This is a genomic window from Methanocella arvoryzae MRE50 (genome assembly GCF_000063445.1).
GTDB classification, from domain to species: domain Archaea; phylum Halobacteriota; class Methanocellia; order Methanocellales; family Methanocellaceae; genus Methanocella_A; species Methanocella_A arvoryzae.
Window position 1 is genome coordinate 1,360,844 of sequence record NC_009464.1, and the last position, 23,646, is coordinate 1,384,489.

Below are 23,646 nucleotides of genomic sequence, written 5' to 3' on the forward strand. Positions count from 1 at the left end.
CTACCGGCCCAGCTCTTTGTCGATGACTGTCTTCAGGTATTTTACGTACGCGTCCCTGTCGCTGACGTAGGACCAGATCTCCGGCACGTCTTTCACGTTTTCCTGGCCTCCCGCAGCCGTCCTGATCTTCAGCCCCTGCACCTTGACGTTATACTTATCTGCCGTCGCCTTATCCTGCTGGTAGTCGATGCTCCGGATAGAGATCTCACCTGACTCTACCTCGTCCTTATAGTATTGATCGAGTGTCTCCCGGGCGTACTGCTCGGCGTTATTGCAGGAGGTACAACGATCCGTCCTGTGGAAGTACAGCAGTTCCACAATACCGGGCCCGCTGCCGGCGTCCACTGATTCTACTACGGCAGCGGCCGGCTGGTCAGCTGCTAGCGTGACATATCCCGCCTGCACCAATCCAAAAGCTATCGCTACTACGATCACTAGCATACCGGCTGCGATCGCCAGCAGCCCCATCTTCCATGCGCTCTTCATGACAACCAGATGAATATTTTTTTGTCATAAAGTTAAAAAAAGTATTATTATAATTACCGGTCACCGGGCAGAAAAATCGACTTTTAATTATTTTGAACTAATGTCGGGCAGAATCTAGCGGCACCTGTCATCGCATCGGCCCGCACCAGGGTCACAGGTGTATGGCCAGAGCATCCTGGGGCCCACGGAATGGTCAGAGGTGCTATAGTCCATTATTCGAGAAAACTTGAAATATTATCCTTACTACATATGATATATTCTAAACCTGGAGCCGGGAGAATATTCACTGGCACTGCTGTCGGGTGTGAATAGTACTTTCGGAAGCCGGGCGAGACACGGGACTGATAGTGATGAAACTGCTGCTCATCTCTGACCTTCACGGAAACCTCGAGGCCCTGAACGCCGTCCTCGGGAACGTCATCTATGACCGGGCCGTCTGCATGGGAGACCTGGTGGACTACGGGCCCGACCCCGGTGCTGTCATCGACTGGGTAAGGAAGAACGACGTGCCTGTCATCCGGGGCAACCACGACAACGCGGTCGGCTTCATGGTCGACTGCGGGTGCGGCTACAAGTACAAGCACCTGTCCGTTGCCACCCGGGAGTACACCTGGAAGGTCCTCTCCGACGCCGACATGGAGTTCCTGCGGGGGCTGCCTCTGAGCCGGGACCTGGAGATCGACGGACTGAAGTTAAAGATGGTGCACGGCAGCCCCGAGTCCTTCTTCGACTACCTGTACCCGGACATCGCGCCCGAAAAGCTGGCCGAGTATACCGCAGGCATAACCAGCGACTACCTGCTGACGGGACACACCCACTTTCCAGCGGTGCTGAAAGCTCCGACAACTACTGTGCTCAACCCGGGCAGCGTGGGGCAGCCGAGAGATAAGGACTGGCGGGCGTCGTGCATGGTGCTCGACACGGCGACCAGAACGCAGGAAATAAGACGCATAACTTACGATATTGATGCAACCTGCAGAAAAATAGAGCAGAGCATGCCCCTTGCTGACGAGCTGACGACGATCCTGCGCAGGGGTTACTGAGGAGCATATAGCATGACAGAAGCGGTGACACCGAGGCTTTCTTTCCTGGACAGGTACCTCACAGTCTGGATTTTCCTGGCCATGGCGCTGGGAGTCGGGCTGGGCTATTTTTACCCGGCCTTCGCTAACTACCTGAACAGCCTGTCGTGGGGCACCACGTCGATACCCATCGCAATAGGCCTGATCGTGATGATGTACCCGCCCCTGGCGAGGGTCAAGTACGAGGAGATCGGCAAGGTCTTCCGCAACGTCAAAGTCATGGCGCTGTCGCTGGCCCAGAACTGGATCATCGGCCCTGCCCTCATGTTCATCCTCGCGGCGCTGCTGCTCCGGGACTTCCCTGAATATGCCGCCGGCCTCATCCTCATCGGCATAGCCCGGTGCATCGCGATGGTCATCGTGTGGAACAAGCTCGCCTGCGGCGACGAGGAGTACGCTGCCGCGCTGGTGGCGCTGAACTCGGTGTTCCAGGTGTTCTTCTACTCTATCTACGCTTACGTGCTCATCACTCTTGTCCCGTCCTGGATAGGCATGCAGAGCATGGTAGTCGACATCTCCGTGATACAGGTGGCCGAATCGGTCGCCATATACCTCGGCATACCCTTCGTTGCCGGGTTCTTTACCCGGATACTGGTCAGGCCGAGGATGGGCGCCGAGTGGTACGATAAAAAGTTCATCCCGGCCATCAGCCCGATCACCCTGGTAGCTTTGCTGTTCACCATCGTGGTCATGTTCTCCCTCCAGGGCCACTTCATCATCACCAACCCGTTCGACGTCGTGAGAATTGCCATACCCCTGATCATCTACTTCATCGTGATGTTCGTGGTGTCGTTCTTCATCTCCAAACAGCTGAACGTGGAGTACGGGCAGTCCTGCACGCTGTCGTTCACCGCCGCCAGCAACAACTTCGAACTCGCCATAGCCGTCGCCGTCGGCGTCTTCGGCATCACCTCCGGCCAGGCCTTCGCCGCCGTCATCGGGCCTTTAATCGAGGTGCCGGTCATGATCGCTCTGGTGAACGTGGCCCTCCGGTGGAGGCAGAAGCACTTCGGGCTGAAAAGCTAATCGAGCCGGCGAGAACAATTGTGGCAGCATAGGAACTATTAACCACAACGGCACTACGGCACGGCGATTGGTAACCACAACGGCACTACGGCACGGCGATTGGTAACCACAACGGCACTACGGCACGGCGATTGGTAACCACAACGGCACTACGGCACGGCGATTGGTAACCACAACGGCACTACGGCACGGCGATTGGTAACCACAACGGCACTACGGCACGGCGATTGGTAACCACAACGGCACTACGGCACAAAGACCTACAGAAATAGTGTGAGTGTGTCCGGATTTTGCTATGAAATTCTGACCGACCCTTTTGACGCAACGAGGTCGGTCAGAACTTTATAGCAAATAAGTGGACACACCCAATGGTTTATTATCCAATTATATGATTGAGAAACGTTGTGTCGTTGTGCCGTTGTGGTTCTAAAAAGTCGTTGTGCCGTTGTGGTTTGTTTTAAACAATTCTCCGTTCCGTTTATCGTTTTTAATAAACTTTTGCAGTTGTATAGCAAATTTTATCACCGATCGGTACGCTATTGTATACCATGTCGTCGGTATCGGAGGGTGGGTCCAGTGGAAGAGATTAAGCTTGAGCCGATCGGGATCGTGCATTCTTCGGTCCGGGAGCGGAAGGATATGCCTCTGCAGGGGGTCGAGGCGGAGATCGAGGTCTTCAGGGAATACGAAGAAGGCCTGATGGGCATCGAGGAGAACTCTCACCTGTTCGTGGTGTGCTGGCTGGATAAGGCTGAGCGGGACACGCTGCAGGTGACGCCGAGGAAATATTCCGTCGATCTGCCGAAGAGGGGCGTGTTCGCTATCCGTACTCCCGTCCGGCCTAATCCTGTTTCGATCACTACTGCGAGACTGATTCAGGTCCGTGGCCGGCTGTTGACCGTCTCTCACTTAGATGCCATCAACGGCACCCCGGTCATCGATCTTAAACCGTATGAGCCCGGGTGGGACTGCGTGTTCTCGGCGGCGAGGCGGGACCGGTACCAGTCGATCAAGAAGATGATGCCCGCGGAGTACCGGGACGACCTGATCCGGCAGGCGGTCAACTACCACGGCGAAGAGTGCCAGGGCCTGGCGATGGCGGTCAGGATGGCGGCGTTTGCCACGCTCACGCTGAAGAAAGACCTGAGGAACAGCAGCGTCTGTATCCTGATCGGGAAGAATGCCTGCATATCCGACTCCTTGATCGGGATCACCGGGGCCAGGCTCGGGAACAAGAGGCTATACTACAACCTCAACCCGAAGCTGCGGGAGAGCGACTCGTACTCCATCTACGACTCTGAGAAGACTATAGTGTTCAGGATCCGGAAGTTCATGAAGGACTATAAGGGTATTATGGAATGCGATATCAAGGATATCTTCGATATAGAGGTCATCTGATCCATTAGTATTGTTGCACTTGCGTGATGTGACAGCATGTCGAACGCTGCACTGTGCGTTACCTATTACTTGGGTGCGGTGAGACAGCAAGACGAACGCTGCACTGTGCGTTACCTATTACTTGGGTGCGGTGAGACAGCAAGACGAACGCTGCGCTGTGCAAAACCACACAGATGCCACAGATTGAAACAGAATCCACAGATTTCTAATGGATAGCACAGATGACGCAGAATCTGATGATTCTGACCGATTCCACAGATAAACAAAAAATATTTTGATCGATTACTCTTATGATTGCTATAGGTGATCTAATAGTATTACGTATTCCTTCTGTGCCATCGTGTAGTAATCGGTGGATTCAGCAGAGGAATCTGTGGAATCAGTCGTAATCCGTGGAATCTGCGTGGATTAGCACAGCGCAGCGTTCGATTTGCTGTCTTGGGGAGCCTAAGCAATCAAGTAAGACACAGCGCAGCGTTCGATTTGCTGTCTTGGGGAGCCTAAGCAATCAAGTAAGACACAGCGCAGCGTTCGATTTGCTGTCTTGGGGAGCCTAAGCAATCAAGTAAGACACAGCGCAGCGTTCGTGTACGTTCACGGGCACACAGAGACAACTGTTTACGATTATCCCTGTTATAGGTTTAAAAATTTGTCAGTAGCACTGTTTTACAATAGATTAACGTCCACGCATTCCCCGGCATGCAGGTCGTTTCTGGCCAGGATGTAGCCCTGGGACAGCAGCGACTTCGATGCTGCCGATATGAGAGAAGTCATATACTCTGTGCCCTTGAACAGCCCGAGCGATGAGCCGTTGTAGCCCATCGGCCTGGCGCAGCCGTCTTTTAGCTCTACGAAGACCACGTAGTCGAAGCCTGTCGCGCCGAAGGACACGTCGCTGCTCAGGGGCATGCTCACGGTGGGGCTATCCCGGGCCTCATGTACTAGTCTCCTGACGAACATCTCCATTCCTGCATAGCTTCCGGCGGGCTTTCCGGGTAGAGAGAGGAGCGGCTTTCCAGCGTAGTACCCGGCGGTGAAGGGCATGCCTGGCTTCATTCTCACGCCCCGGAACAAGATCTCGCCCTCTTCCGCGACCTTTCTTACGTAGTCTTTAGCCCCCGCGGAGACGCCGCCTACGGTGATGACCAGATCGTGGGAGGCGGCTGCCGCTTTGATTGTCTCCCGCACCAGATCCGGATCGTCCCGGACTGCGCCTGTGAGGCCGGGGATGCATCCCCATGAGCGCAGGAGCGCGCATATCATGGGGCCGTTGGTGTCCCGGATGTCGCCGCTGGCGATCTCGTCGCCCGTGGTGATCACCGCCACGGATACCGGGCGGTACACTCTGACCGAGGGTATGGCAGCAGCCTGCAGCACACCGACCATCGAAGGGGTGATGACAGTGCCTGCCGGGATCAGCACCTCTCCCTCTTTAAAATCGGCTCCCTGCCGGAGGACGAAAGTGCCCGGCTCGATGCGGGGCCCGTACAGGAGATGCCCTTCTATCCGGGCATCCTCCGCTTTCATGACTGCCTGTGCACCCGCGGGCAGCTTTGCCCCGGTCGTCACGTAGGCTGCCTCGCCCGGCTTAATGGACGCCTGCGCCTCGCCGGCATAGGCCGCCCTGACAATCCTGAGAGGATAGGAATCCAGAGAGGCGATAGCATAGCCATCCATGGTACAGATGTCGCAGGGCGGAGAGGTCGCCCGGGCTATTGCGTCAGCGGCAAGGTGCCTGCCTGCCGACATAGTGGTGTCGACCGCCTCTGTCCCGAGTGCGCGATAAAGGCGGTCCCTCATTAGGCCTATCAATTCCAGCGCCCGTTGCAGCGGCACCATCCGCTCGAAGTCTCCAGTCATCACGATCATCTACTGCGAAGCTTCCTTAATTCGTTCCGGGCCGCTGTATACGTACATTCTGGGCGGCCGGGCGAAGCCGGCCAGCGTCATATTGAGCCGCCGCGCCAGCTCGACGCCTGTGCTCAGAGGCGCCGTGTTGCTGATCATGGCCGGCATGCCAGCCCTGTAGACCTTGGCTACCATTCCTGCCGGCGCCCTGCCAGTCGTGACCAGGAAACACTCAGAGAGATCGCGGCCGTCCAGCAGGGCCTTTCCGACTGCCTTGTCGATGGTGTTGTGCCGGCCGATGTCCTCCGCGTAAGATACTAACCCGCCCAGCGGGTCGAAGATGGCGCTGCAGTGCGTGCCACCCGTCCGCCGCCACAGGCCTGCCAGCTCGTTGACGGTGCTCACGCTGGAAAAGATCGTCTGCAGGTCAAGCTTCAGCTGTGACCTGACCGGCTCTTCGAGGTCGAGCCACGACGACCTGACCCCGACGCAGCCGGAACTGCGGATCTCCATCCAGAGATCCACGTCGTCGGGCTTGAAAGAGTCGACGATCACATTCACGTCAGTGCCCTCGATGGCCACGTCCCGCACCTCGGCGACTGACCTGACCAGCCCTTCGCAGACTAGATAGCCGTAAGCAAAAGGAACCAGCTCGTCGGGCGTCATGGTGAGGCTGGCCACACGTATCTCGTTCAGCAGCAGGTTGACGCTATCCTCCACGCAGACTTCGGCGCATGTCGGGACGATGCTGCCTCTCTCGATCGCCGTGACCTCAAAGCGCTCCGTCAGGCCTTGAGAGGCCTGTAAAGCCTGTAACACTCCTCCCGCAGTTGTCATGCTCTTCCTCCTGTAACTCGATATTATATCTGCCACCGCGTCACATAAATAGTTAACTATTATAGTTGCATGTACATACGATAGTAATTGTTTTTGTTTACTATAACGGCGGCAGCCAGCGTGTAACGTCCGGCTACTATAAGCTGGCAGCCTGTGTCACTGAAAGCCGAAGGCTTGCGGCTCCGAGGGGTGTATCCACTCACTTTCCCGGATGCGCTCCTTGCCGCTGTAGATGATGACCTGGTGCGGCCCGGGGATGGCAAGAAGGCAGATGTCGTGGTCCAGGGCATGCCTGACGGCCCTCGACGATGGTGCTCCGCAGGCGGCGATCACCTTGATGCCGACAGCGCTGGCGTGGCTGACTATATCCTCTGTGGTGCGCCCCGTGGAAAGGAGGATGCAGTCTCCGAGGCTGTAGCCTGCCAGCGCGGCTTTCCCGATGGCTTTGTCCAGGCTCGCCAGGCGGTTCACGTCTTCCGCCGAGGAGACGATACCTCCGTATGCGGTCAGCAGTAGTGAACAGTGCGTTCCTCCGGTGGCCTGGCAGACCCTGGCGCAGTCTTCGAGAGCCAGGTATCCCCGGTAAATCACGGTGAGGTCGACCTGATCTGCGATGCTTTCCCGCGATGGAAGCCCGGCACTGGCATCGGCCTCGACTGCAATGGTGTCCTCCGAGATGGTGAGAGATTTGATATCTGTCGGCGTGACCAGCAGCTTTTCGGCCAGGAGGAGGCCCGTGGCAAATGCCCTGAGGTCTTTCGGGTATATCGTTTCGGCCGCTATCAGGCGGCCGTTAAAAAGTAGGCGGATATAGGCTTCGGGGCAGAGATGCAGATGCGCCGGCCTGCAGTCGTTAGCTGTTACTTCCAGCGTTACGCACTCGACGTCTTCCTTCTGCAGGCTGCGCATAAACATACACTTCTGCCTATTTCCAGGCCTTCTCCTTGTTGCCTTTGAAGTATGCCTGCTGCATCAGGGTGACCGGATCCAGGACCGGGCCGTCGCACTTCTCGATCTTGACCGGCAGGTTCTTGTACTTCGGGCTGCCTGTGCTCTCCGTTTCAGGGGTCACGACGATGTTCGCCCACACGCCGCGGACGACCCAGACCTCGCCCTTCTGCTGGGACGAAGCTTTCCTGGCCCGGAGCACGACGCTGTCCCCGAACTCGTTGGTGATCCTGACGAACCAGGGCCTGCCGAGGGCTTTGAAGTCCTCGGGGTTGATCTCGCAGTACGAGGCTTCTCTGGTGTACCCGTCGGTGAACTTGTTGCCGCCCTTGATGATGGCTCCCTGGTAGACCGTGGAACCGGTGTTGAGTAAGACGTCCATTGCCATAACTTACTGCCTCCTTGCTTCCTTCTTCTGCTTGACCCTCTCGAACAGCTGCCTGAGCGTGTCCTCGTTGGACCTGGTGAAGTCGAACGGCGGAGTCGTAAAGCTGCGGGCGTAGATGGGCACGTTATCCATGCGGTAGAAGGTGCCTTCGCACTCCATGCCATCCAGCACTCCGGGCATTACGGCGTCGCTGACGAACTGCATCGGCCCGGGAGCGATCTCGATGGATGCCACGGGGATCTCAGCCAGGCGCTCGACTGCCTTCTTGGGCAGGTGGCCACCCAGGTCTGCGCACATGCAGAGCACTGCGTCGACCTCGCCCCTGTAAAGGGCGTCGACCGTCGAATACTCGCCGGGCTGGTACCGGGGGATGCCTCTCGAGAAGTCTACTGCGAACGGGAAGCCGTGCTGCCAGGACAGTACCTGGTTGAAGCCGGCGACGTTGCAGTGGCCTCTGTTAGCCGAGATGACGAACTTGGTGATCTTGTTGCACTCCTGGGTCACACGCATTGCGATTGAGGCATTGTAGTGCTTGCCGTGGCTGCTGGCGATGCCCAGTCCGACCCAGATCACGCCGAACTTGCAGGCCTTGATCATGTCGATGAACTGTACGAACTGCTCCCTCGGGATGCCAGTGGTCTCGTAGGTCGACTCGTGGGGTTCCTGGCCCCTCATCATGGTCAGGAGCGCGTCCATGAACTCGTAGTCGGTGCCGGGCCTGAGCTGAATGTGCAGGTCAGCCTGCGCAGCGGTCGGGCTCCTCCTCGGGTCCACGACGATCATCTTGCGGCCCTTGAAGCCCTGCTCCGTCCAGAAGCCTCTCTGGTAGTGGGAGTGGCGGCTCATGTGCCTCGGGTGAGAGTCAGCAGGGTTACAGCCCCAGTAAATGTTGAGATCAGCCCTGTTCCTGCATTCGCCAAGGGTGGCGGAAACACAGCCTGCGTCCTGCAGGCCCATGACTGTCGGACCGTGGCAGATCGTGGCGTTGCCGTCTACGAGGGCGCCCAGGTACTCGGCCATCGCGATGCCCACGGACATGGCCTCGGTGGAGGTTTCGCTGCCCATGAATAACAGTGGCCTCTTCGCGTTGACCAGCATCTCTGCGGTGTAGTCAAGCACCGCGTCCCAGTCGGCCTCCTGGCCGTGCAGCAGAGGCTTGGTAATCCTGTGGTGGCTCCGCAGCTCCTGGAATTTGGCGTCACCCATCAGGCAGGCGTTCTTGGTTACTACCTTATCGTCGGTCAGCTCGATGACGATATCGTCGCACGACATGCCGCAGACAGGGCAGGTCACATCAGTACACGTGATCTTTTTCCCGTCAGTGACGCTCGTGTCTTTTTTTACGATGTTTTCGGAGATCACTCCATACACACTCCATACGTTAGCTGTTGATTAATGCGATCATGGCCCGGTTGTCGTATCCGCCGGCGGAGGTTGCGGCTCCATCCAGGGCCTCCGGCAGCCGGGTCCATAATGTCGTTCTCGAAAACGAGCTTAAATAGTTATCTCAACAAATTACGTATGCTTAATATGTTAACATTATGTGATAACAAATAGGTGTACAAATATTATATAATTAGCATTATACACGTTCGTCAACGCAATTTATAGAACATTTAAATATTATAAAAATAAATTGTCCTGACTGGAGAAGATTTATTATCTGCCGTCGCTTTAACAAAAGTGTTAAACAGGTGACCTGAATGAGGGCGGATGAGAAGGATATGCTGCTTACCTCGAAGCAGATCGAAGTGCTGCGGATGAAGAAAAAGGGAATGACTCAGGCGGAGATCGCCCGGCAGCTGAAGACGACGAGAGGCAACATCTGCATCATCGAGAGCACCGCCCTGAAAAACGTGGAGAAGGCGCGCAATACGCTCAAGTTTTTCAAGGCTATGGAGGCCCCTGTCTGGATCACCGTGGCCCCTGGCACCGATCTGTACGACGTGCCGCCTTTAGTCTACAAGGAGGCCGACCGGAAAAAGATCAAGATCGCCCTCGACTCGGCCATGATCGTCGTCAAGCTCAAGACCGAGGCGCAGGACCGCATCCAGCACCGAGTCACAGTGGGCGAGATCGACGTCTCGGTGGACGAGCAGGGGAACGTCAACATCAGATAGCCGGGCTATCGGCTTTCTCGTAGTACGCCTGACTGCCGCAGCCTCTGCACAGCCCGTTCTCCAGAGTCTGCTCCGGGACCATTTCCCCGCATTTCTGGCAGACGGCAGAGCTCCACTTTTCCCTGGGGGTGAACTTCACCTTCACATTTTCCCATGACAGGATGTCCCGGCCTGCGCAGAGGATCTCCTCCAGCAGGATACTATTGGAGACCCCTCCTTTATACGATGGGTCGTTAGTGTACCACCTGTACAGAGTCGGGTACTTCCTGACCTTCTCCTTGTCTACGTAGACCCGGACGCCGGGCGCGGTCGTGCCCTCGGAAAACCGGTTGACTGTGATAGCGTATCTGCCTGTGTTGATGATCCTGAGGCGGTGGTTGCCCATGGTGCAGCCGAGCAGTACCTGCAGCGGGTCCGGGGCGCACTTGGGAGTCTCAGAAACAGCATACAGCTTCTCACCGGGCTTCGCGCCGAGCTTTTCCATGGCCAGGTCGACCATGAACGTCGCGATGAGCAGCCCGGCGGCGGGGAACGTGTGGAATGCCACGCAGCGACGCAGGTATCCCTGTACTCGTTCGTCTACCTTGCAGCGGCTCATGGCCTCATCCAGGCTTCCGTACATCTGAGTCATCTTAACTGGTGTCGTACCGGCTGCTATAAAAAAATATCGATTTACTTACGCCAGATGTTTAACGTTTTTGCTTAAGCCATGGAGATTCCCATCCGTCAGGCCGGAATAGTTTTGACAGTCCGTACATTACAATACCCGCTGCCAGGCCGACGGTCGGGTCGACCAGCAGCATCACCACGCCCGCCGCCGCAGTGACGAGCATCCGGTCAGTCCTCACCGCGTTTCTCAGCATTTCCACTCCCGCGAAGAACAGCAGCGTGCCGAGGATCCCTGCCGGTATCAGGGCGAGCATCGGGGAAGTGGCCACGAAGGAGAGGGCGATGAACAGCACCCCGATCATGATGTCTGCCCCGCCGGTACGGGCCCCGAACTGGTAGTGAGCCGCCATCCCCCCGGCGCCGTGGCACATGGGAAAGCCGCCCAGCAGGGGCGCGACTACACAGGCGCCGCCGATGGTGGTCGAAAGCTTGCGGTTCGAAACCTTCTCCTTAAACAGGTCCGAGGCCAGCAGGCTGGTGGCCAGGACAGCGTTGGTCAGCGTGAGCGGCAGCTGGGCGATGCCTGCCTTGTAGGCGCCGCTGACGAGGTCGCCAGCCGTGGGCACGAAGATGTCCAGGGGAATGCTGAGCTGCACTGGCGGAACTCCAAAGACGTAGAAACCGTAGGCGATGCCGATGATGAAGACGAGCAGCGCCCCGGGGAAGTTCAAATCGCTGTGGCGCTGGTTCACGAAGCGGGCGAAGACGAAGAGCCCGACTGCGAGCAATCCCAGGTACGGGTCGCCCAGGATGAACTGGCCGCCCTTCACCAGCAGCACCAGCGCCAGCCCCAGCTGGACGCCCCGGATGAGGCTGATCGGGAACACTTTCGCGATCTTATCGATGAGGCCGGTAACGCCAAGGAGCAGGAAGAACAGGCCTACGAAGATGCCGGCGCCCACGATCTCCCCCTGGGTGAGGCTCGAGGAGACTGCGATGGCCCCGACGGCCTTCAGCGGCTCTACAGCGACGGGCAGCCGGTAGATCAGCCCGGATACCACGTAGAACAGCCCGAAGGCCAGCAGGATCGGCCCCAGCTTCATGCCGGTCACGCTGACGGCGATGAGGATGAACGGGATAATAGTGCCGAGGTCGGCCAGCGAGCCGGTGAACTCGGGCAGCGTGAACTTGGGCGCGGGCATTCACTGGCACGTACGCTTCAAAAATAGATAACGTTTGTCTATCGATGCTATATATTATCGTAACTTGCGGACTACTTCATGATCATGACTGACGTCGACTTGATCATAGCCGTGACCTGATCGCCTGCTTTGAGTCCCAGGTCCTCGGCCGAGTCTTTAGTGATGGCAGCCTCAACTATATTGTCTCCGACCTGGACCTTGACGATCGCCATGACCGCTCCCAGTCTAACTTCCTTGACAGTGCCTGCCAGCTTGTTTCGTGCGCTTACCTTCATAGTTAGGTTCTCCCTTAAAAAACGTCGACAGGCGACTATTAATCGTTAACTGCCATCATGAGCGAGGCATAGTATCCTCCTGTTCATAACTGTTCTCGGGCTATGACGCCGGAGCCTGCGCCTTTCCGGCGCCCTCACTTTTCGGAGCGGCCGCGGCAGAAGCCTGAGCCTCCGCTGCCCTCGCTATGTTATACCCCTTGTACAGTCTCCACGAGTCGCCTGCCCCGAACCCCCCGAAGCCGAGGCCGCTGCCGAAGCTGGGCCCGGCCGGCCCATACATGCCGAAGGGGCCGTACATCCCGTACTGGCCGAACATGCCCAGAGGCCCAAAGGCGTTCCAGCTCTCCATGCCGAAGCCACAGGGGTAAGTGTTGTACTGCGGCCCGAAGTCGCCGATGAAGCCTCCGCCGAGGCCCGACCATCCGCCGGTGTAAAGGCTGCCCATGGTGCCCGTGACGGGCGCCGTTACCGGGCTGGAAGCCTTGCCGCTTACAGAGGTTTTACCAGCTGCCGCAGGGGCACCAGCGCTCTTGCTTTCTGCTTTTTTCGCCCCGGTGCCGGGAGAGGTATCTTTTGTCCCTGTTGTCCCAGTTTTTCCAGCCGAATCCCCGCCCTGGGCTACAGCCTGTCCTGCCAGGGCTACTATGACTATGCCAGTAACAAGTGCCAGTTTGAACCACGCGGCCACCCGAATCCCCACTGGAAACTGGCCTTCGATCGGTAAAAACGATATTTCGGAGGAAGAGCGGAAAGCTGTCCACTATAGGAAATATTCGGCATGAGATCATTTACGCCTGTCGATAAGCGATGGCCTCAGGGAACATTTTGGCTCTCCGGCTGCCAGTATCTCCGCAGTAAACCGTGTGAACCTATAATACTCTGGCCTCTCAGTGATAGTTTGGGTAATGAAGGTGTTGAGGTAGCGTCACATGAAATGCCGGGAGAGCGATGCTTATGGCAGAATTCTTTCTAACGTCGTAAAAAGCGTAGCCCTGGCTCTCCTGCTCACCGTCTTGATCACTTCACTGGTACCTGTGCAGGTGCTAGCTTACACCGAAGACATGTTTGAGCTGTGGGTGGGGAGCAATCCTCCCCTCCTCGTGCAAAACCAGAGCTACTCCACCAGTACCCGGCAGACTCTGTTTCACGCCGCCGACAACGTGGCTACGGATACGGAAGCCTTCGCGCTGGGCAGCACGCCGGAAGGCGGTATCACCCTGGCCCAGACTATGGCAGGCACGGTAGCCGGCAGCCAGACGGGGTATTTCACTTCCACCGCTACTTCTGACCTGATCCTGCCCGCCCGGATCGGAACGGGCTTCATGGGCACCGTCATCGGGGACCCCTTCGTCACCGGGACTTTCTTCGGCTCCGGCATGATCTACCCCCAGATGATCCCCTTCGACACCTTGATGCTGGCCGCTTCCCCAGTAAGCGTGGGCGCTGTTCTGGACAGTCCCGCCGCCCCAAACGCCACTACGGAAAATAGTTCCCGGGGTGGTATCGACTTCAAGCCCGTGATCAACAACAGCCTGAACGCCAGCATGGGGTACTTGAACAATAGCTATACTACGGGAAAGTCAAATGTTTCATCCGCCAGCGCGTCCAGGCAAAATGCCTCTTCTGCGAATGCAAGTGTCAGACCTGCGGCTACGCCGACGCCCGACATCATCAAGCCGGACGAGCCGCTGTACCACCAGCAGAACAAGCCCTTCTCTGCTGTGCTCTCCTGGCCTTCAGGCCCCGGCAAGGCCCAGCGGAGCAAGGTTCAGAACATGACGGCCTTCGAGCGGTTCCTGATGAATACGGTGGGCAGGAGCACGACTGACAGGGCTTTCACCGGCGTGACTTCCTATCCGACCTATATCACGCCTCTCCGGGCGATGGTCCCCGTCACACAGTTCCAGTTCATCACAGAAGCCATGAGGATGACTCTGCCAGGCACCCAGCTAATGAACCGTGCGTGGCCGCTCTGATCGGGCTGCTACACGGAGTTCAGCCCGGTACTTCCCAGTAGAGCGCCACCAGCGACTTCTTGTTCCAGCTGTCGCAGTAGCCCCCGGAGGATATCGACTCTATGTAAGCAGCAATCCGCTCTCTCTTCTCCTCGTCAATTTCCATGAAGTTCCCGAAGAACTTCGCGTAGTACTCGGTCAGTTGCCCGACGGTCATCCGCTCGCCCGACAGGTAGTCGAAGAACCGGACGTTGGGCTTGCGGCCCATGCTCACGAGCAAGTTGAAGGGATAAGTGATATTGAACTCCTTCCTGCCCTTCTCCACCCCTGCCAGGACCCTCCAGAGATCGTGCCTGGTTCGGGACTGCTCTTCCGTCCCGGTCGTGATGTAGCAGCAGCTGCGCGTGGAAAACTCCTCCATCTTGAGAAACTCGTCGGGGCCGGTGACTGCCGGGGAGAGGGCGGTGAAGACCAGATCGTATTTCTCCGGCTCGTGGTAGTCGCCCCAGGCTGCCTGGACGGGCCGAATGTTGCGCAGCCCTCTCGCGTCTGCCTCATTCCTCAGCCCGGCCAGCATCCCGCCCGAGATGTCCAGCGCAGTTACCATTTTGGCAAATGGTGCGAACTGCAGCGTGTAGGTGCCGGGCCCGCTGGCGATGTCCAGCACCGAGTCGTTTTCCCGGAACGCTCCCTCCCGCCGCAGGTAGTCCACGATGCCTGCGTACACGTTCTCTTCAGTTTTCACTCTCTCCAGGTAGGCCGGAGCTTCGGCATCCCAGAACGACAGCCACTTTCCCTCGTCCGGCTGCGACTTATCCATCAGCGAGTTCTGCTGAGCTTGTTTCCAGAGCGCCTTCCAGTCCAGATTGGGCATGCCTGCATCCCTCAAGTATTAAGATTCCTGCAATAGAGGCGTTTACCGTGATACTGATAAGGCTTCTCCCCGTTCTCGTGGGATCGCCTGCCCTTGCAGGCATTAAAAAAGTGGCGGGCAGAGCCCGCCATATGTCTGAAGCTACTGGTGTACTATTGTTGCTTCATAGAGTTAATTGCTATACTCCGATTTCCCCAGCTTCGGCTCGAAGAAGCTGTCTTCCTCCGTGCGGATCGCGTGGGAGAAGAGCGCCAGTGGTATCTCCATCGGGCAGCACTCCTCGCACTGGCCGCAGTTGATGCAGGAGTCCGAGATGTGCGCGAGGCGGCGGAGGTGGAACATCTGGTCGACTGGCAGGGTGCCTCTGCGGACCATGATGGACGGCTTTTTGAGCCTGTCCGCGGCCGGGAAGCATACGGGGCACTTGTCTATGCAGGCATAGCATTTCGTGCACCGCGAGGTCTCCTTTTCCAGGTCTCTCCAGAGGTGGGGGGAGAGCATGCTGAAGTCCCTCATCCGCCACTTGTCCGCGAGCTTGTGCATTGAGCTCTCGACCTTGGCCCTGATTTCGACGCCCTTTGGGTTGGCCGGCTCTACCATTATCTTCTTCGCCGCGGCCGCCTTCGTCACCAGGTCTGCGCCTTTGTCGCTGCAGACCTCGATGAAGGTGGCCTTGCCCGCCTTGTCGCCGATGACGCCCCAGTTGCCGCAGGCGAGGTCTGCCTGCCGGGGGATCTTCACCTTGCACCGGCGGCAGTTGGTCCTGCGGCCGTAGCCGGAATCCTCCAGCTCGTCCATGAACACTCCCTTGTGGTTTCCATCGGCGGTCTGGATGATGAACTGGCCCTTGTCGATCTCTTCCTTCACCACGTCATCCGGGCTGACGCCGTACTTCTCGGCGATCATCTTCCGGGCCGGGACCGGGCTGACCGATCCGCCGCAGTTCACGCCGATCATGAGGACGTTGTCCAGGTTGACCTGGCCCCGCTTCGCGAGCTCGAGCAGGCCCATCATGTCGCAGCCCTTGACGACGATGCCCACCTTCTTGCCCTTCAGAGCCGGCACGTAGTTGTTGATCAGCTTCGAGAGCAGGAGCGTTCCGCAGTGGAGCGATCCGGCCGTCTGGTCGATCTCCGCGGGGTCGGTGATCAGCGCCGGCACGGCGTCGTACAGGTCTACGCCCTTCTTTACGGCGAGGACCGCTTCGACAGCCCTGCTCTCCAGCGCAAACTTGAGCAGCCCGGAGACTGCTCCGCCGCACTCCGCCTTCTTCGCGAGGCCGAGGTCTGTGGTCCACGCGTAGAGCAAATCACCTTTCTGGACCATTCAGTTCACCCCCGTGATCTTCTCGATCTTGACAGCACAGTGCTTCAGCTCCGGCATCTTGGACAGTGGGTCCAGCGCCGTGTTGGTGAGGTTGTTGACAGCGCCGTTGCCGAAGTGCATGGTCATGTACAGCACGCCCGGTGCGATGCCGTCTGTCAGGCGGGCCAGGCTCTCCACTTCGCCGCGGCGGCTCAGCAGCCTGATCTTCTCGCCATCCTTGATGTTCAGCCTCCTCGCGTCCTGAGTGTTGATCTGTACATATGCCTCAGGCACTTCGTAGTCCAGCACCGGGCTGCGCCCTGTCTGGGTCCTGCTGTGGTAGTGGAAGATGAGACGGCCGGTCATCAGGGTGAACGGATAGGCTCCGTCGGCCACCTCTGCGGGCGGGCGGTACTCGATGCCAAAGAAGGTGCCCAGTCCGTCTGGCGAGGCAAACTTCTCCTTGTGCAGGATCGGGGTGCCGGGGTGGTCGAGCGCCGGGCAGGGCCAGTGGACGGACTCGGGTTTCTCCATCCTCTCGTAGGTTGCGCCGAACATGTTGGGCGTGCAGGCCCGCATGTCGTCCCAGACATCCTTGGCAGACTTGAAGTCGAAGCCCTTGAGGCCCATCTTCTTCGCCAGCATGACGAAGATCTCCCAGTCTGCCTTCGCCTCTCCGGGGGGCTCTACGGCCTTGCGGACGCGGTTGATGCGCCGCTCGCCGCTGGTGAAGGTGCCGTCCTTTTCCGCGAAGCAAGCGCCGGGCAGCACGACGTCGGCGTACTTGCAGCTCTCGGTCCAGAAGATGTCCTGGATGACGAGGAAGTCCAGCTTCTCAAGCTGCTTCATGACGAGGTTGGAGTCCGGATACGTAACGACAGGGTTCAGGCCGAGGATGTACATGGCCTTGATCTGGTCGCCGCACTGCTTGATCTGCTCGATCAGGGTCGCGCCGTACCAGTCCGGCAGCCCGGTGACGCCCCAGGCCTTCTCCATCTTTGCCCTGTTTTCGGCGACCTCACACTTCTGGTAGCCGGAGTAGACGTTCGGGTACGCGCCCATGTCGCAGGCGCCCTGGACGTTGTTCTGGCCCCTGAGCGGGTTGACACCGACGCCCGGCCTGCCGATGTTGCCGCAGAGCATGGACAGGTTGCCCAGCGAGCGGACGTTGTCCGTGCCAGTGGTCAGCTCGGTGATGCCGAGGCAGTAGATGATGACGGCGTTCTTAGCCGCCGCATACCTGAGCGCCAGCTCTCTGACCTTCTCGGTGGGCACGCCCGTGATGTGCTCGACATTGGCATAGTTCTCGACCGTCTTCTTCAGGTCCTCGAAGCCCTTGGTCCGCTTTGCGATGAACTCCTTGTTGTGCTTGTCTTCCTTGATGATCCAGTACATCATGGAGTTGATCAGAGCGATATGTGTGGACGGGTTGAACTGGACCCATTCGTCCGCCAGCCTCGCCGTGGGCGAATACCGGGGGTCGAATACGATGACGGGGATCCCCTTCTTCTTCGCCTGGACTACCCGCCTTGCCGCCAGCGGGTGTGCCTCGACGGCGTTCGAGCCCCACATGATGATCAGGTCGGAGTTCAGGACGTCCTCGAACGGGTTCGTGGCCGCTCCCGATCCGAAGGACAGCGACAGTCCCGCTACGGACGGGCCGTGACAGATACGGGCACAATTGTCGATGTTGTTAGTCTTGAAAGCCACCCTCGCCCACTTCTGCATGATGTAGCAGTCCTCGTTCGGGGTGCGGCAGGAAACCTGGAAGCCCATGCCTTTCGGGCCATACTTCTCAGAGGTTTCCCTGAACTTCTTCACGATGAGGTCGAGGGCTTCGTCCCACGAGGCTTCCTCGAACTTCCCATTCCTCTTGATCAGCGGTTTGGTCAGCCGGTCGGGGCTGTGGACGAACTCCCAGCAGGTAGCGCCCTTGGGGCAGAGCTTGCCCTCATTCACCGGGCTGCGCTTATAGGGCTCGACACCTACGAGCTTACCGTCGCTGACGACGAGGTTCAGGCCGCAGCCCACGCCACAATAGGGGCATGTCGTCGGCACATACTTTAACTCTGGTTTACTCAATCTGTTGTCCTCCTAATCTTTTGACTTCGGCAAACCGCATACCGCCGATTAATGATACCGCCTATCACTGTTCGACTTCCATCCGCATTGATCTGCCGAAAAGCGGAGGTTAAGTAACGGGTTATTTGAGGGCTATATATAAATGTTACTTATAACTGTTACTTTTTCATGACTAGTAACTGATAACAGTTGCAAAAATCGTACTATAATCTGAAAAAATGTAATAAAATTAAGGGCAGTTACATGCCCTCCGTGCTCTTGCTATGGTAAGGTCCCTCATTCGAAGTACTTCAGCTCGACCTTCTCGCCCTCGCCATGTTCTCCGTTCTCGGGGGTGATCACGTATGTGTACTCACCTTCCAGTGGTGTGGGGCCGACCGTCGGCACGGGCATCGCCCTACCGTCCTGCACCCGCACTTTAGTGATCGACCTGCTCCGGTGGCCGATGTGGCTGGCGCCCGCCACGATCGCTGCGCCTGTCGGATACCGCATCGGGGGATACCGGCCCAGTTTTCTGACGGCCGGGCAGACGAAGAACATGGCGCTCACCGCGCAGGCGTCCGGAAAGCCGGGGAGGAAGACGATGGGCGTCCGGCGATCGCCCTCTTCCACATACCCCATGCCGACCGGCCGTCCCGGCCTCATGCCGACACCGTGGACGACGATCTTACCCATAGACGCCACAATTCCGGGCATGAGGTCCCGCTTTCCTACCGAAGTACCCCCCGTGGTGACGATCAGGTCGTACCGCAGTCCTGCCCTCACCGCTTCTGTCAGCTTTTCCAGGTTATCGGGCACGATATTCCACAACGCGGGCTTGCCACCGTAGCGCTTCACCAGCAGCTGACACATGAGGCCGTTGCTCTCGTTGATCTTCCCCGGTCCGGCCTCTTTGCCTCTTTCGACGAGCTCGTCGCCAGTCGGGATGATGAGGACCCTGGGCCTGTCGTAAACCTCTACTTCGGTGAGGCCGAGCGACGCCAGCAGCGCGATGTTCGTAGGCTTCAGCTGCATGCCGGCCTTGAAAACGATCTCTCCCCGCCTGATCGACTTTCCCCGGGGAGTGAAGTTATCGCCTGAAGCCGCCTCACGGTAGATTCGGATGCCTCCTGCGACCACTTCCGTGTCCTCCACCTTGACGACCGCGTCCGCTCCCGGGGGCAGGGCGCTGCCTGTGTGTACCTGCACGCACTCGCCCTGCCCGACTTCCTCATCCTCCGTGCAGCGGAGCGCTATGCCTGAGCCCGGCCTGGCGCCTGCCGTATCTTTCGCCCTGACCGCAAACCCGTCCATGAAGCACAGGTCGTAGTGCGGATAATCTTTCGGAGCCACCAGGTCCGCGGATAGAACCCTGTTGTCCGCATACTCCAGATCTACCGCCGAAGCCCTGGCTACCGGTATCACCGTGTCGAGAAACGCCTCCAGGGCGGCTTCCGGGCTATGCAGGTTAGCGGATTTAGTCACAGCAGGCATATAAAGAAATCATGACCGGCAACAATAAAGCTTGCTGTCTCGGATATCCTGGCCAGTGCAGTAGCCTTACCGCCGGCTCCGGCCCTGTTTACCGGTCAGCCGCTCCAGACTGTCGGCCGGGTCCCCGAAGTCCGGCTTCAGCTCCAGTGCCATAGTGTACTGGGTTATTGCCCCGTCAAGGTCTCCGGCCGCCTCGAGAAGCTTACCCATGCGGTTATGGTAATAGGGCCACCCGGGCCTGAGGCTGATGGCCTCCAGGGTCTCTGCGATGGCCTCTTTTACCATGCCTTTCTTATAGTAAGCGTCTCCCAGGCCGAAGTGTGCGCAGGGATCGTCGGGAGTAAGACAGATCAACGATCTGTACTCCTCTATCGCCTCATCTAGCCGGTCCTCGTCCGATAGCCTGTCCGCAAGTTCTTTCTTCACTTCGGCGTTATCTGGGTCGGTCTCCAGAATTTTCCGGTAGTCCTCTACAGTCATCTCGCTATCTTCCATGTACATCCCTCATCCAAACAGGTTATCTACAAACTGGCCTTGCCCCTGCTTTAAAATGTCCCCCGGTTTACCCGAGAGCACGACCTGCCCCCGGTCCATCACGCAGGCCTTATCCCCGAGCGCCAGCGCGTCCCTCAGGCTATGTAATACCATAATAGTCGTGATCTTATCTTTTCTTAGCCTTTGCTGCAGGCTGTCCCTGATCGAGGTATGCGCCCCGGCGTCGAGCGCGCTCAGCGGCTCGTCCATGAGCAGCAGCGCGGGCTCGATGACGAGGCTCCTGGCCAGCGCCACCTTCTGCTTCTGCCCGCCGGAGAGCTTCGCTGCCTTCACGCCTTTCAGCTCCCACATGCCGACCGGCTCCAGCTCTTCCCTGACTCTGCGCTGTATTTCGTCACGCTGAAGGTGCCGCATGCGAAGCCCGAAGGCCACGTTATCGAACACGGTCATGTGGGGGAACAGTGCGTAGTTCTGGAACACGTAGCCGACGTCGCGCCGCTCGGGAGGCACGTCTATGCCTTCATCCGACGAGAACAGCTTCTTCTCATCGGCTTCTATGCTTCCGCTGTCAGGAGTCAGGAGTCCCGCCACAAGATTGAGCACTGTGGTCTTGCCCGAGCCGTTGCTGCCCATGAGCACCAGCGTCTCTCCGCTTTCGGCGGCAAGATTCACGTCCAGGGTGAAGTCTCGCAGCTTCCGGGTCACCCTAATCCTGAGCATGAATCAGCCTCCTTCTCATGAGTATCTTTACGGCAGCTATCACGGCGAAGGAGATGATCACCAGGATGATCGACAGGACCAGCGATGCTTCCAGGTCGCCCTGCATGGCCGTATAGATAGCAAGGGGCATCGTCTGGGTGACCCCCTGGAAGTTGCCGGCGAACATGATAGTGGCGCCGAACTCGCCCAGCGCCCGGGCCCAGGTCATGATCGCCCCGGAGATCAGGCCGTTCAGGGCGATCGGCACAGTGACCAGAAAGAACGTGCGGAGCGGCGTTGCGCCGAGCGTCCTCGCCGCGTGCTCATACGACCGGTCCACGTCCTCGAAGCTGGTCTTCGCCTGCCTGATGTAGAAGGGAGAGGCTACGAAGACCTGGGCCATGATCACGGCAACGGTAGTGAAAGCGATGGTAATGTCAAACAGGTTCAGGTACTGCCCCAGGACGCCTCTCCGGCCGAACGCCATGAGCAGGGCGATGCCCGCCACTGCCGGTGGTATCACTACAGGGAGGTCGATGATCGTGTCGATCAGCTCCTTGCCCGGATACTTATACCTGGCGTTGACGAAGGCCACGGGGGTGCCGAAGATGATGACGATCAGCATCGTAACTACCGAGGTAACGATGCTCAGCCTGAGCGCGTCCATGACGAACGGTGCGTCCAGCGACCGCAGGAACGAGTCCGGAGAAGTCTTGACGAACAAGGAGAGGATCGGCAGGGAGACGAATAGCACGATAAGGCAGAAAAATAGCAGGACGAGAAGTGCCGGCAGACTGTACAGCTTCGTTCCTCTTCTCATCCCGTCACCTCACTAATATTTGTTTATACTGGCGTGAACCCGTAAGCCTGGAGGATGGCCTTGCCTTCGTCCGACCTGACGAAGTCGATATATGCCTGCGCCATGGCCTGGTTCTTTGAATCGCCGATCACGCCTATCGGGTAGACTGCAATCACGTTCAGGCTGTCCGGGATTGCGATGACGCTTACTTTATCCTTGTACTCCGCCGGCACGTCCGATATGTATACGAAGCCGGCATCCGCCTCTCCCAGCGCTACCTTGGACACGACATAGTTGACAGTGGTCTCCTCGGATACTACGTTAGCCTTCACTTTGGTCCTGAAGTCAGGGCCGTACGTGGAGTTGTTGGCTGCACTGTCCAGGATCTGGAGGGTGTAGCCGCCCACCGGCACGTCCTTGTTGCCGATCACGATCTTCACGCCGGGCTTCGCCAGATCAGCCAGAGTGCTGATACCTGCCGGATTTTCCCGGGGCACGATGACTGCCAGCTTGTTATTGGCGAAGTTAACCACTGTCGAGTTATTCATCAGGCCCTGGTTTTTTAAGGCGTTCATGTGCGAGGTGCTGGCAGAGGCGAACACGTCTGCGGTAGCGCCCTGCTCGATCTGGGTCCGCAGCGCCTGGCTGCCGTCGAAGTTATAGACGACGTTAGTATCCGGGTAGGCGGTCTCGAACTTCGCCTCAGCCTCCGTGAAAGCGTCCTTGAGCGACGCTGCCGCGAAGACGGTCAGATCGGTCTTCTGGACCGCCGTGGGCGTCGGCGACGTGCACCCCGCCGCCAGTACGGCTAACAAGGCTGCGATCAGTAACATCGATAACAGATATTTGCGTTTCCTCTGAATCATAGAGTCACCGATACCACAATGAAGGCTTTTTGTATTTAACTTTTGTTAATCAAACTCAATATGTTTAATATTTTTACTCAACAACCACATATGCCGGCGGCTACGCTGTGTCGGATCGTGAGCGGCGGATGCAGGACAAGTTCGCCTTACCATGCAACTAATCTTAGGCCTATGATCAGTTGAATTGTTCAACCGAACGCTTAAACCTGCTCCGTATGTTCGCGAAAAGTATAAATCTCGACTGTTCGCGAATACTTTATCGTCAACAGTCCGGCAGTGGTACAGGATCGCCATGACCGGGCCCGGCGGAGGAATGTACGTGGAATTTACCTATAAAGCAATAGGCGTCGTCCATTCGGAGTTTACCCGGAAGGACGCTACACCGATCCAGAGCATCTTTAGCAACGCGATAGGGACCGTAGAGCTGTTCCCGGAGTACGCGGACGGGCTGAAGGACATCGAGGGCTTCTCTCACCTTTACCTCCTGTACCATTTCAACCAGGCCGACAGCCGCTCGATTGTGCACAAGCCTTTCCTGGACGGCAAGAAAGAGCGAGGCATCTTCGCCATCCGGCACTTCAACCGCCCGAATCCCATCGGCCTCTCGATCGTCGAGCTCCGGAGAGTCGACGGGAACGTGCTGGAGGTCGGCGGCGTCGACATCCTGGACGGCACGCCGGTGATCGATATCAAGCCCTACGTGCGACAGTTCGACGCACGGGAACACGTGCGGAGCGGGTGGGTGGACGAGCAGCACGTGGAGACGATCAAAGTGAAGAGCTTCACTCCCGCAGACCTGGCCGATCGAAGGGACTGAGCGCCCGATACCGCCGGTTCTTTTATCCGGCAGGGCCCTTCGTGCTGTCCGGCAAGTGATCG

At 58.1% G+C, this 23,646-nt stretch carries 24 protein-coding genes; 6 read left to right on the forward strand and 18 right to left on the reverse strand.

Annotated elements, in window-relative coordinates; all coding sequences use genetic code 11:
- On the reverse strand, nucleotides 1-486 hold the full coding sequence (locus tag RCI_RS06850) for a nitrophenyl compound nitroreductase subunit ArsF family protein (RefSeq protein ID WP_012035681.1): 486 nt from the start codon (nucleotides 484-486) through the stop codon (nucleotides 1-3).
- A gap of 350 nt (nucleotides 487-836) precedes the next feature.
- Between RCI_RS06850 and RCI_RS06855 the strand changes: the two genes are divergently transcribed.
- The 3 genes from RCI_RS06855 (at nucleotide 837) to tsaA (RCI_RS06865) (ending at nucleotide 3,992) form a co-directional block, all read left to right on the forward strand.
- On the forward strand, nucleotides 837-1,529 hold the full coding sequence (locus tag RCI_RS06855; RefSeq protein WP_012035682.1) for a metallophosphoesterase family protein: 693 nt from the start codon (nucleotides 837-839) through the stop codon (nucleotides 1,527-1,529).
- Nucleotides 1,530-1,541: 12 nt separating this feature from the next.
- On the forward strand, nucleotides 1,542-2,594 hold the full coding sequence (gene arsB / locus RCI_RS06860) for an ACR3 family arsenite efflux transporter (protein ID WP_012035683.1): 1,053 nt from the start codon (nucleotides 1,542-1,544) through the stop codon (nucleotides 2,592-2,594).
- Nucleotides 2,595-3,170: 576 nt separating this feature from the next.
- Nucleotides 3,171-3,992, forward strand: a complete 822-nt coding sequence (gene tsaA, locus RCI_RS06865; RefSeq protein ID WP_231844964.1) for a tRNA (N6-threonylcarbamoyladenosine(37)-N6)-methyltransferase TrmO — start codon at nucleotides 3,171-3,173, stop codon at nucleotides 3,990-3,992.
- 666 nt (nucleotides 3,993-4,658) lie between these two features.
- On the opposite strand, the gene RCI_RS06870 is transcribed toward tsaA (RCI_RS06865), so the two are convergent.
- The 5 genes from RCI_RS06870 to RCI_RS06890 form a co-directional block, all read right to left on the reverse strand.
- Nucleotides 4,659-5,861 (reverse strand): molybdopterin molybdotransferase MoeA, encoded by a 1,203-nt coding sequence (locus tag RCI_RS06870; RefSeq protein WP_048198208.1) that lies wholly within the window; start codon nucleotides 5,859-5,861, stop codon nucleotides 4,659-4,661.
- Nucleotides 5,862-6,677, reverse strand: a complete 816-nt coding sequence (gene fdhD / locus RCI_RS06875; RefSeq protein ID WP_148266555.1) for a formate dehydrogenase accessory sulfurtransferase FdhD — start codon at nucleotides 6,675-6,677, stop codon at nucleotides 5,862-5,864.
- A gap of 156 nt (nucleotides 6,678-6,833) precedes the next feature.
- Nucleotides 6,834-7,592: a formate dehydrogenase accessory sulfurtransferase FdhD gene (locus RCI_RS15730; protein ID WP_052309924.1), complete on the reverse strand. Its 759-nt coding sequence runs from the start codon at nucleotides 7,590-7,592 to the stop codon at nucleotides 6,834-6,836.
- Between the two features lie 10 nt (nucleotides 7,593-7,602).
- Nucleotides 7,603-8,013 (reverse strand): molybdopterin dinucleotide binding domain-containing protein, encoded by a 411-nt coding sequence (locus RCI_RS06885; protein ID WP_231844965.1) that lies wholly within the window; start codon nucleotides 8,011-8,013, stop codon nucleotides 7,603-7,605.
- 3 nt (nucleotides 8,014-8,016) lie between these two features.
- A complete protein-coding gene (locus RCI_RS06890; protein ID WP_148266709.1) occupies nucleotides 8,017-9,321 on the reverse strand; it encodes a formylmethanofuran dehydrogenase subunit B in 1,305 nt (434 codons plus the stop codon).
- A 395-nt stretch (nucleotides 9,322-9,716) separates the two neighbouring features.
- On the opposite strand from RCI_RS06890, the gene RCI_RS06895 reads away from it, so the two are divergent.
- Nucleotides 9,717-10,133, forward strand: coding sequence for a Tfx family DNA-binding protein (locus RCI_RS06895; protein ID WP_012035690.1), 417 nt, complete (start codon nucleotides 9,717-9,719; stop codon nucleotides 10,131-10,133).
- On the opposite strand, the gene RCI_RS06900 is transcribed toward RCI_RS06895, so the two are convergent.
- The 4 genes from RCI_RS06900 to RCI_RS06915 form a co-directional block, all read right to left on the reverse strand.
- A complete protein-coding gene (locus RCI_RS06900) occupies nucleotides 10,126-10,764 on the reverse strand; it encodes an FmdE family protein (RefSeq protein ID WP_012035691.1) in 639 nt (212 codons plus the stop codon). The two genes, RCI_RS06895 and RCI_RS06900, sit on opposite strands and share 8 nt — an antisense overlap.
- A gap of 58 nt (nucleotides 10,765-10,822) precedes the next feature.
- The gene (locus RCI_RS06905) at nucleotides 10,823-11,944 is read right to left on the reverse strand and encodes a putative sulfate/molybdate transporter (RefSeq protein ID WP_012035692.1); all 1,122 of its coding nucleotides are present in this window, start codon (nucleotides 11,942-11,944) and stop codon (nucleotides 10,823-10,825) included.
- Between the two features lie 71 nt (nucleotides 11,945-12,015).
- The gene (locus RCI_RS06910; RefSeq protein WP_012035693.1) at nucleotides 12,016-12,219 is read right to left on the reverse strand and encodes a TOBE domain-containing protein; all 204 of its coding nucleotides are present in this window, start codon (nucleotides 12,217-12,219) and stop codon (nucleotides 12,016-12,018) included.
- A 100-nt stretch (nucleotides 12,220-12,319) separates the two neighbouring features.
- The gene (locus tag RCI_RS06915; protein WP_048198209.1) at nucleotides 12,320-12,907 is read right to left on the reverse strand and encodes a hypothetical protein; all 588 of its coding nucleotides are present in this window, start codon (nucleotides 12,905-12,907) and stop codon (nucleotides 12,320-12,322) included.
- 241 nt (nucleotides 12,908-13,148) lie between these two features.
- On the opposite strand from RCI_RS06915, the gene RCI_RS06920 reads away from it, so the two are divergent.
- Nucleotides 13,149-14,195, forward strand: a complete 1,047-nt coding sequence (locus tag RCI_RS06920; protein ID WP_012035695.1) for a hypothetical protein — start codon at nucleotides 13,149-13,151, stop codon at nucleotides 14,193-14,195.
- Between the two features lie 19 nt (nucleotides 14,196-14,214).
- Here the strand turns inward: RCI_RS06920 and RCI_RS06925 are convergent, their stop codons facing one another.
- From RCI_RS06925 to modA, 8 genes are all read right to left on the reverse strand, one after another.
- Nucleotides 14,215-15,048 carry a class I SAM-dependent methyltransferase gene (locus RCI_RS06925; RefSeq protein ID WP_148266556.1) on the reverse strand — a complete coding sequence of 278 codons (834 nt, stop codon included), beginning with the start codon at nucleotides 15,046-15,048 and terminating at the stop codon, nucleotides 14,215-14,217.
- Between the two features lie 171 nt (nucleotides 15,049-15,219).
- On the reverse strand, nucleotides 15,220-16,374 hold the full coding sequence (locus RCI_RS06930; protein ID WP_012035697.1) for a Coenzyme F420 hydrogenase/dehydrogenase, beta subunit C-terminal domain: 1,155 nt from the start codon (nucleotides 16,372-16,374) through the stop codon (nucleotides 15,220-15,222).
- Nucleotides 16,375-18,435, reverse strand: coding sequence for a formate dehydrogenase subunit alpha (gene fdhF, locus RCI_RS06935; RefSeq protein ID WP_012035698.1), 2,061 nt, complete (start codon nucleotides 18,433-18,435; stop codon nucleotides 16,375-16,377).
- A gap of 276 nt (nucleotides 18,436-18,711) precedes the next feature.
- Nucleotides 18,712-19,908 carry a molybdopterin molybdotransferase MoeA gene (locus RCI_RS06940; protein WP_048198211.1) on the reverse strand — a complete coding sequence of 399 codons (1,197 nt, stop codon included), beginning with the start codon at nucleotides 19,906-19,908 and terminating at the stop codon, nucleotides 18,712-18,714.
- A 66-nt stretch (nucleotides 19,909-19,974) separates the two neighbouring features.
- A complete protein-coding gene (locus RCI_RS06945; protein WP_158308882.1) occupies nucleotides 19,975-20,403 on the reverse strand; it encodes a tetratricopeptide repeat protein in 429 nt (142 codons plus the stop codon).
- Between the two features lie 9 nt (nucleotides 20,404-20,412).
- Nucleotides 20,413-21,123 (reverse strand): ABC transporter ATP-binding protein, encoded by a 711-nt coding sequence (locus RCI_RS06950; RefSeq protein ID WP_012035701.1) that lies wholly within the window; start codon nucleotides 21,121-21,123, stop codon nucleotides 20,413-20,415.
- Nucleotides 21,110-21,922, reverse strand: a complete 813-nt coding sequence (locus RCI_RS06955) for an ABC transporter permease (RefSeq protein WP_012035702.1) — start codon at nucleotides 21,920-21,922, stop codon at nucleotides 21,110-21,112. The genes RCI_RS06950 and RCI_RS06955 overlap by 14 nt, the downstream gene beginning before the upstream one ends.
- Before the next feature lie 23 nt (nucleotides 21,923-21,945).
- Complete coding sequence (gene modA, locus RCI_RS06960; RefSeq protein ID WP_012035703.1) at nucleotides 21,946-22,767, reverse strand: molybdate ABC transporter substrate-binding protein; 822 nt, start codon at nucleotides 22,765-22,767, stop codon at nucleotides 21,946-21,948.
- 313 nt (nucleotides 22,768-23,080) lie between these two features.
- Between modA and tsaA (RCI_RS06965) the strand changes: the two genes are divergently transcribed.
- Nucleotides 23,081-23,584 (forward strand): tRNA (N6-threonylcarbamoyladenosine(37)-N6)-methyltransferase TrmO, encoded by a 504-nt coding sequence (gene tsaA, locus RCI_RS06965; RefSeq protein ID WP_394296433.1) that lies wholly within the window; start codon nucleotides 23,081-23,083, stop codon nucleotides 23,582-23,584.
- Nucleotides 23,585-23,646: the final 62 nt, after the last annotated feature.

What these genes read in the sequence shown, in the direction of transcription:
- RCI_RS06850 (WP_012035681.1), bottom strand. Translation starts at nt 486, where the DNA reads ATGAAGAGCGCATGGAAGATGGGGCTGCTGGCGATCGCAGCCGGTATG.
- RCI_RS06855 (WP_012035682.1), top strand. Translation starts at nt 837, where the DNA reads ATGAAACTGCTGCTCATCTCTGACCTTCACGGAAACCTCGAGGCCCTG.
- arsB (WP_012035683.1), top strand. Translation starts at nt 1,542, where the DNA reads ATGACAGAAGCGGTGACACCGAGGCTTTCTTTCCTGGACAGGTACCTC.
- RCI_RS06870 (WP_048198208.1), bottom strand. Translation starts at nt 5,861, where the DNA reads ATGATCGTGATGACTGGAGACTTCGAGCGGATGGTGCCGCTGCAACGG.
- fdhD (WP_148266555.1), bottom strand. Translation starts at nt 6,677, where the DNA reads ATGACAACTGCGGGAGGAGTGTTACAGGCTTTACAGGCCTCTCAAGGC.
- RCI_RS15730 (WP_052309924.1), bottom strand. Translation starts at nt 7,592, where the DNA reads ATGTTTATGCGCAGCCTGCAGAAGGAAGACGTCGAGTGCGTAACGCTG.
- RCI_RS06885 (WP_231844965.1), bottom strand. Translation starts at nt 8,013, where the DNA reads ATGGCAATGGACGTCTTACTCAACACCGGTTCCACGGTCTACCAGGGA.
- RCI_RS06895 (WP_012035690.1), top strand. Translation starts at nt 9,717, where the DNA reads ATGAGGGCGGATGAGAAGGATATGCTGCTTACCTCGAAGCAGATCGAA.
- RCI_RS06900 (WP_012035691.1), bottom strand. Translation starts at nt 10,764, where the DNA reads ATGACTCAGATGTACGGAAGCCTGGATGAGGCCATGAGCCGCTGCAAG.
- RCI_RS06905 (WP_012035692.1), bottom strand. Translation starts at nt 11,944, where the DNA reads ATGCCCGCGCCCAAGTTCACGCTGCCCGAGTTCACCGGCTCGCTGGCC.
- RCI_RS06910 (WP_012035693.1), bottom strand. Translation starts at nt 12,219, where the DNA reads ATGAAGGTAAGCGCACGAAACAAGCTGGCAGGCACTGTCAAGGAAGTT.
- RCI_RS06920 (WP_012035695.1), top strand. Translation starts at nt 13,149, where the DNA reads ATGAAATGCCGGGAGAGCGATGCTTATGGCAGAATTCTTTCTAACGTC.
- RCI_RS06925 (WP_148266556.1), bottom strand. Translation starts at nt 15,048, where the DNA reads ATGCCCAATCTGGACTGGAAGGCGCTCTGGAAACAAGCTCAGCAGAAC.
- RCI_RS06930 (WP_012035697.1), bottom strand. Translation starts at nt 16,374, where the DNA reads ATGGTCCAGAAAGGTGATTTGCTCTACGCGTGGACCACAGACCTCGGC.
- RCI_RS06940 (WP_048198211.1), bottom strand. Translation starts at nt 19,908, where the DNA reads ATGCCTGCTGTGACTAAATCCGCTAACCTGCATAGCCCGGAAGCCGCC.
- RCI_RS06945 (WP_158308882.1), bottom strand. Translation starts at nt 20,403, where the DNA reads ATGGAAGATAGCGAGATGACTGTAGAGGACTACCGGAAAATTCTGGAG.
- RCI_RS06950 (WP_012035701.1), bottom strand. Translation starts at nt 21,123, where the DNA reads ATGCTCAGGATTAGGGTGACCCGGAAGCTGCGAGACTTCACCCTGGAC.
- RCI_RS06955 (WP_012035702.1), bottom strand. Translation starts at nt 21,922, where the DNA reads ATGAGAAGAGGAACGAAGCTGTACAGTCTGCCGGCACTTCTCGTCCTG.
- modA (WP_012035703.1), bottom strand. Translation starts at nt 22,767, where the DNA reads ATGATTCAGAGGAAACGCAAATATCTGTTATCGATGTTACTGATCGCA.
- tsaA (WP_394296433.1), top strand. Translation starts at nt 23,081, where the DNA reads ATGTACGTGGAATTTACCTATAAAGCAATAGGCGTCGTCCATTCGGAG.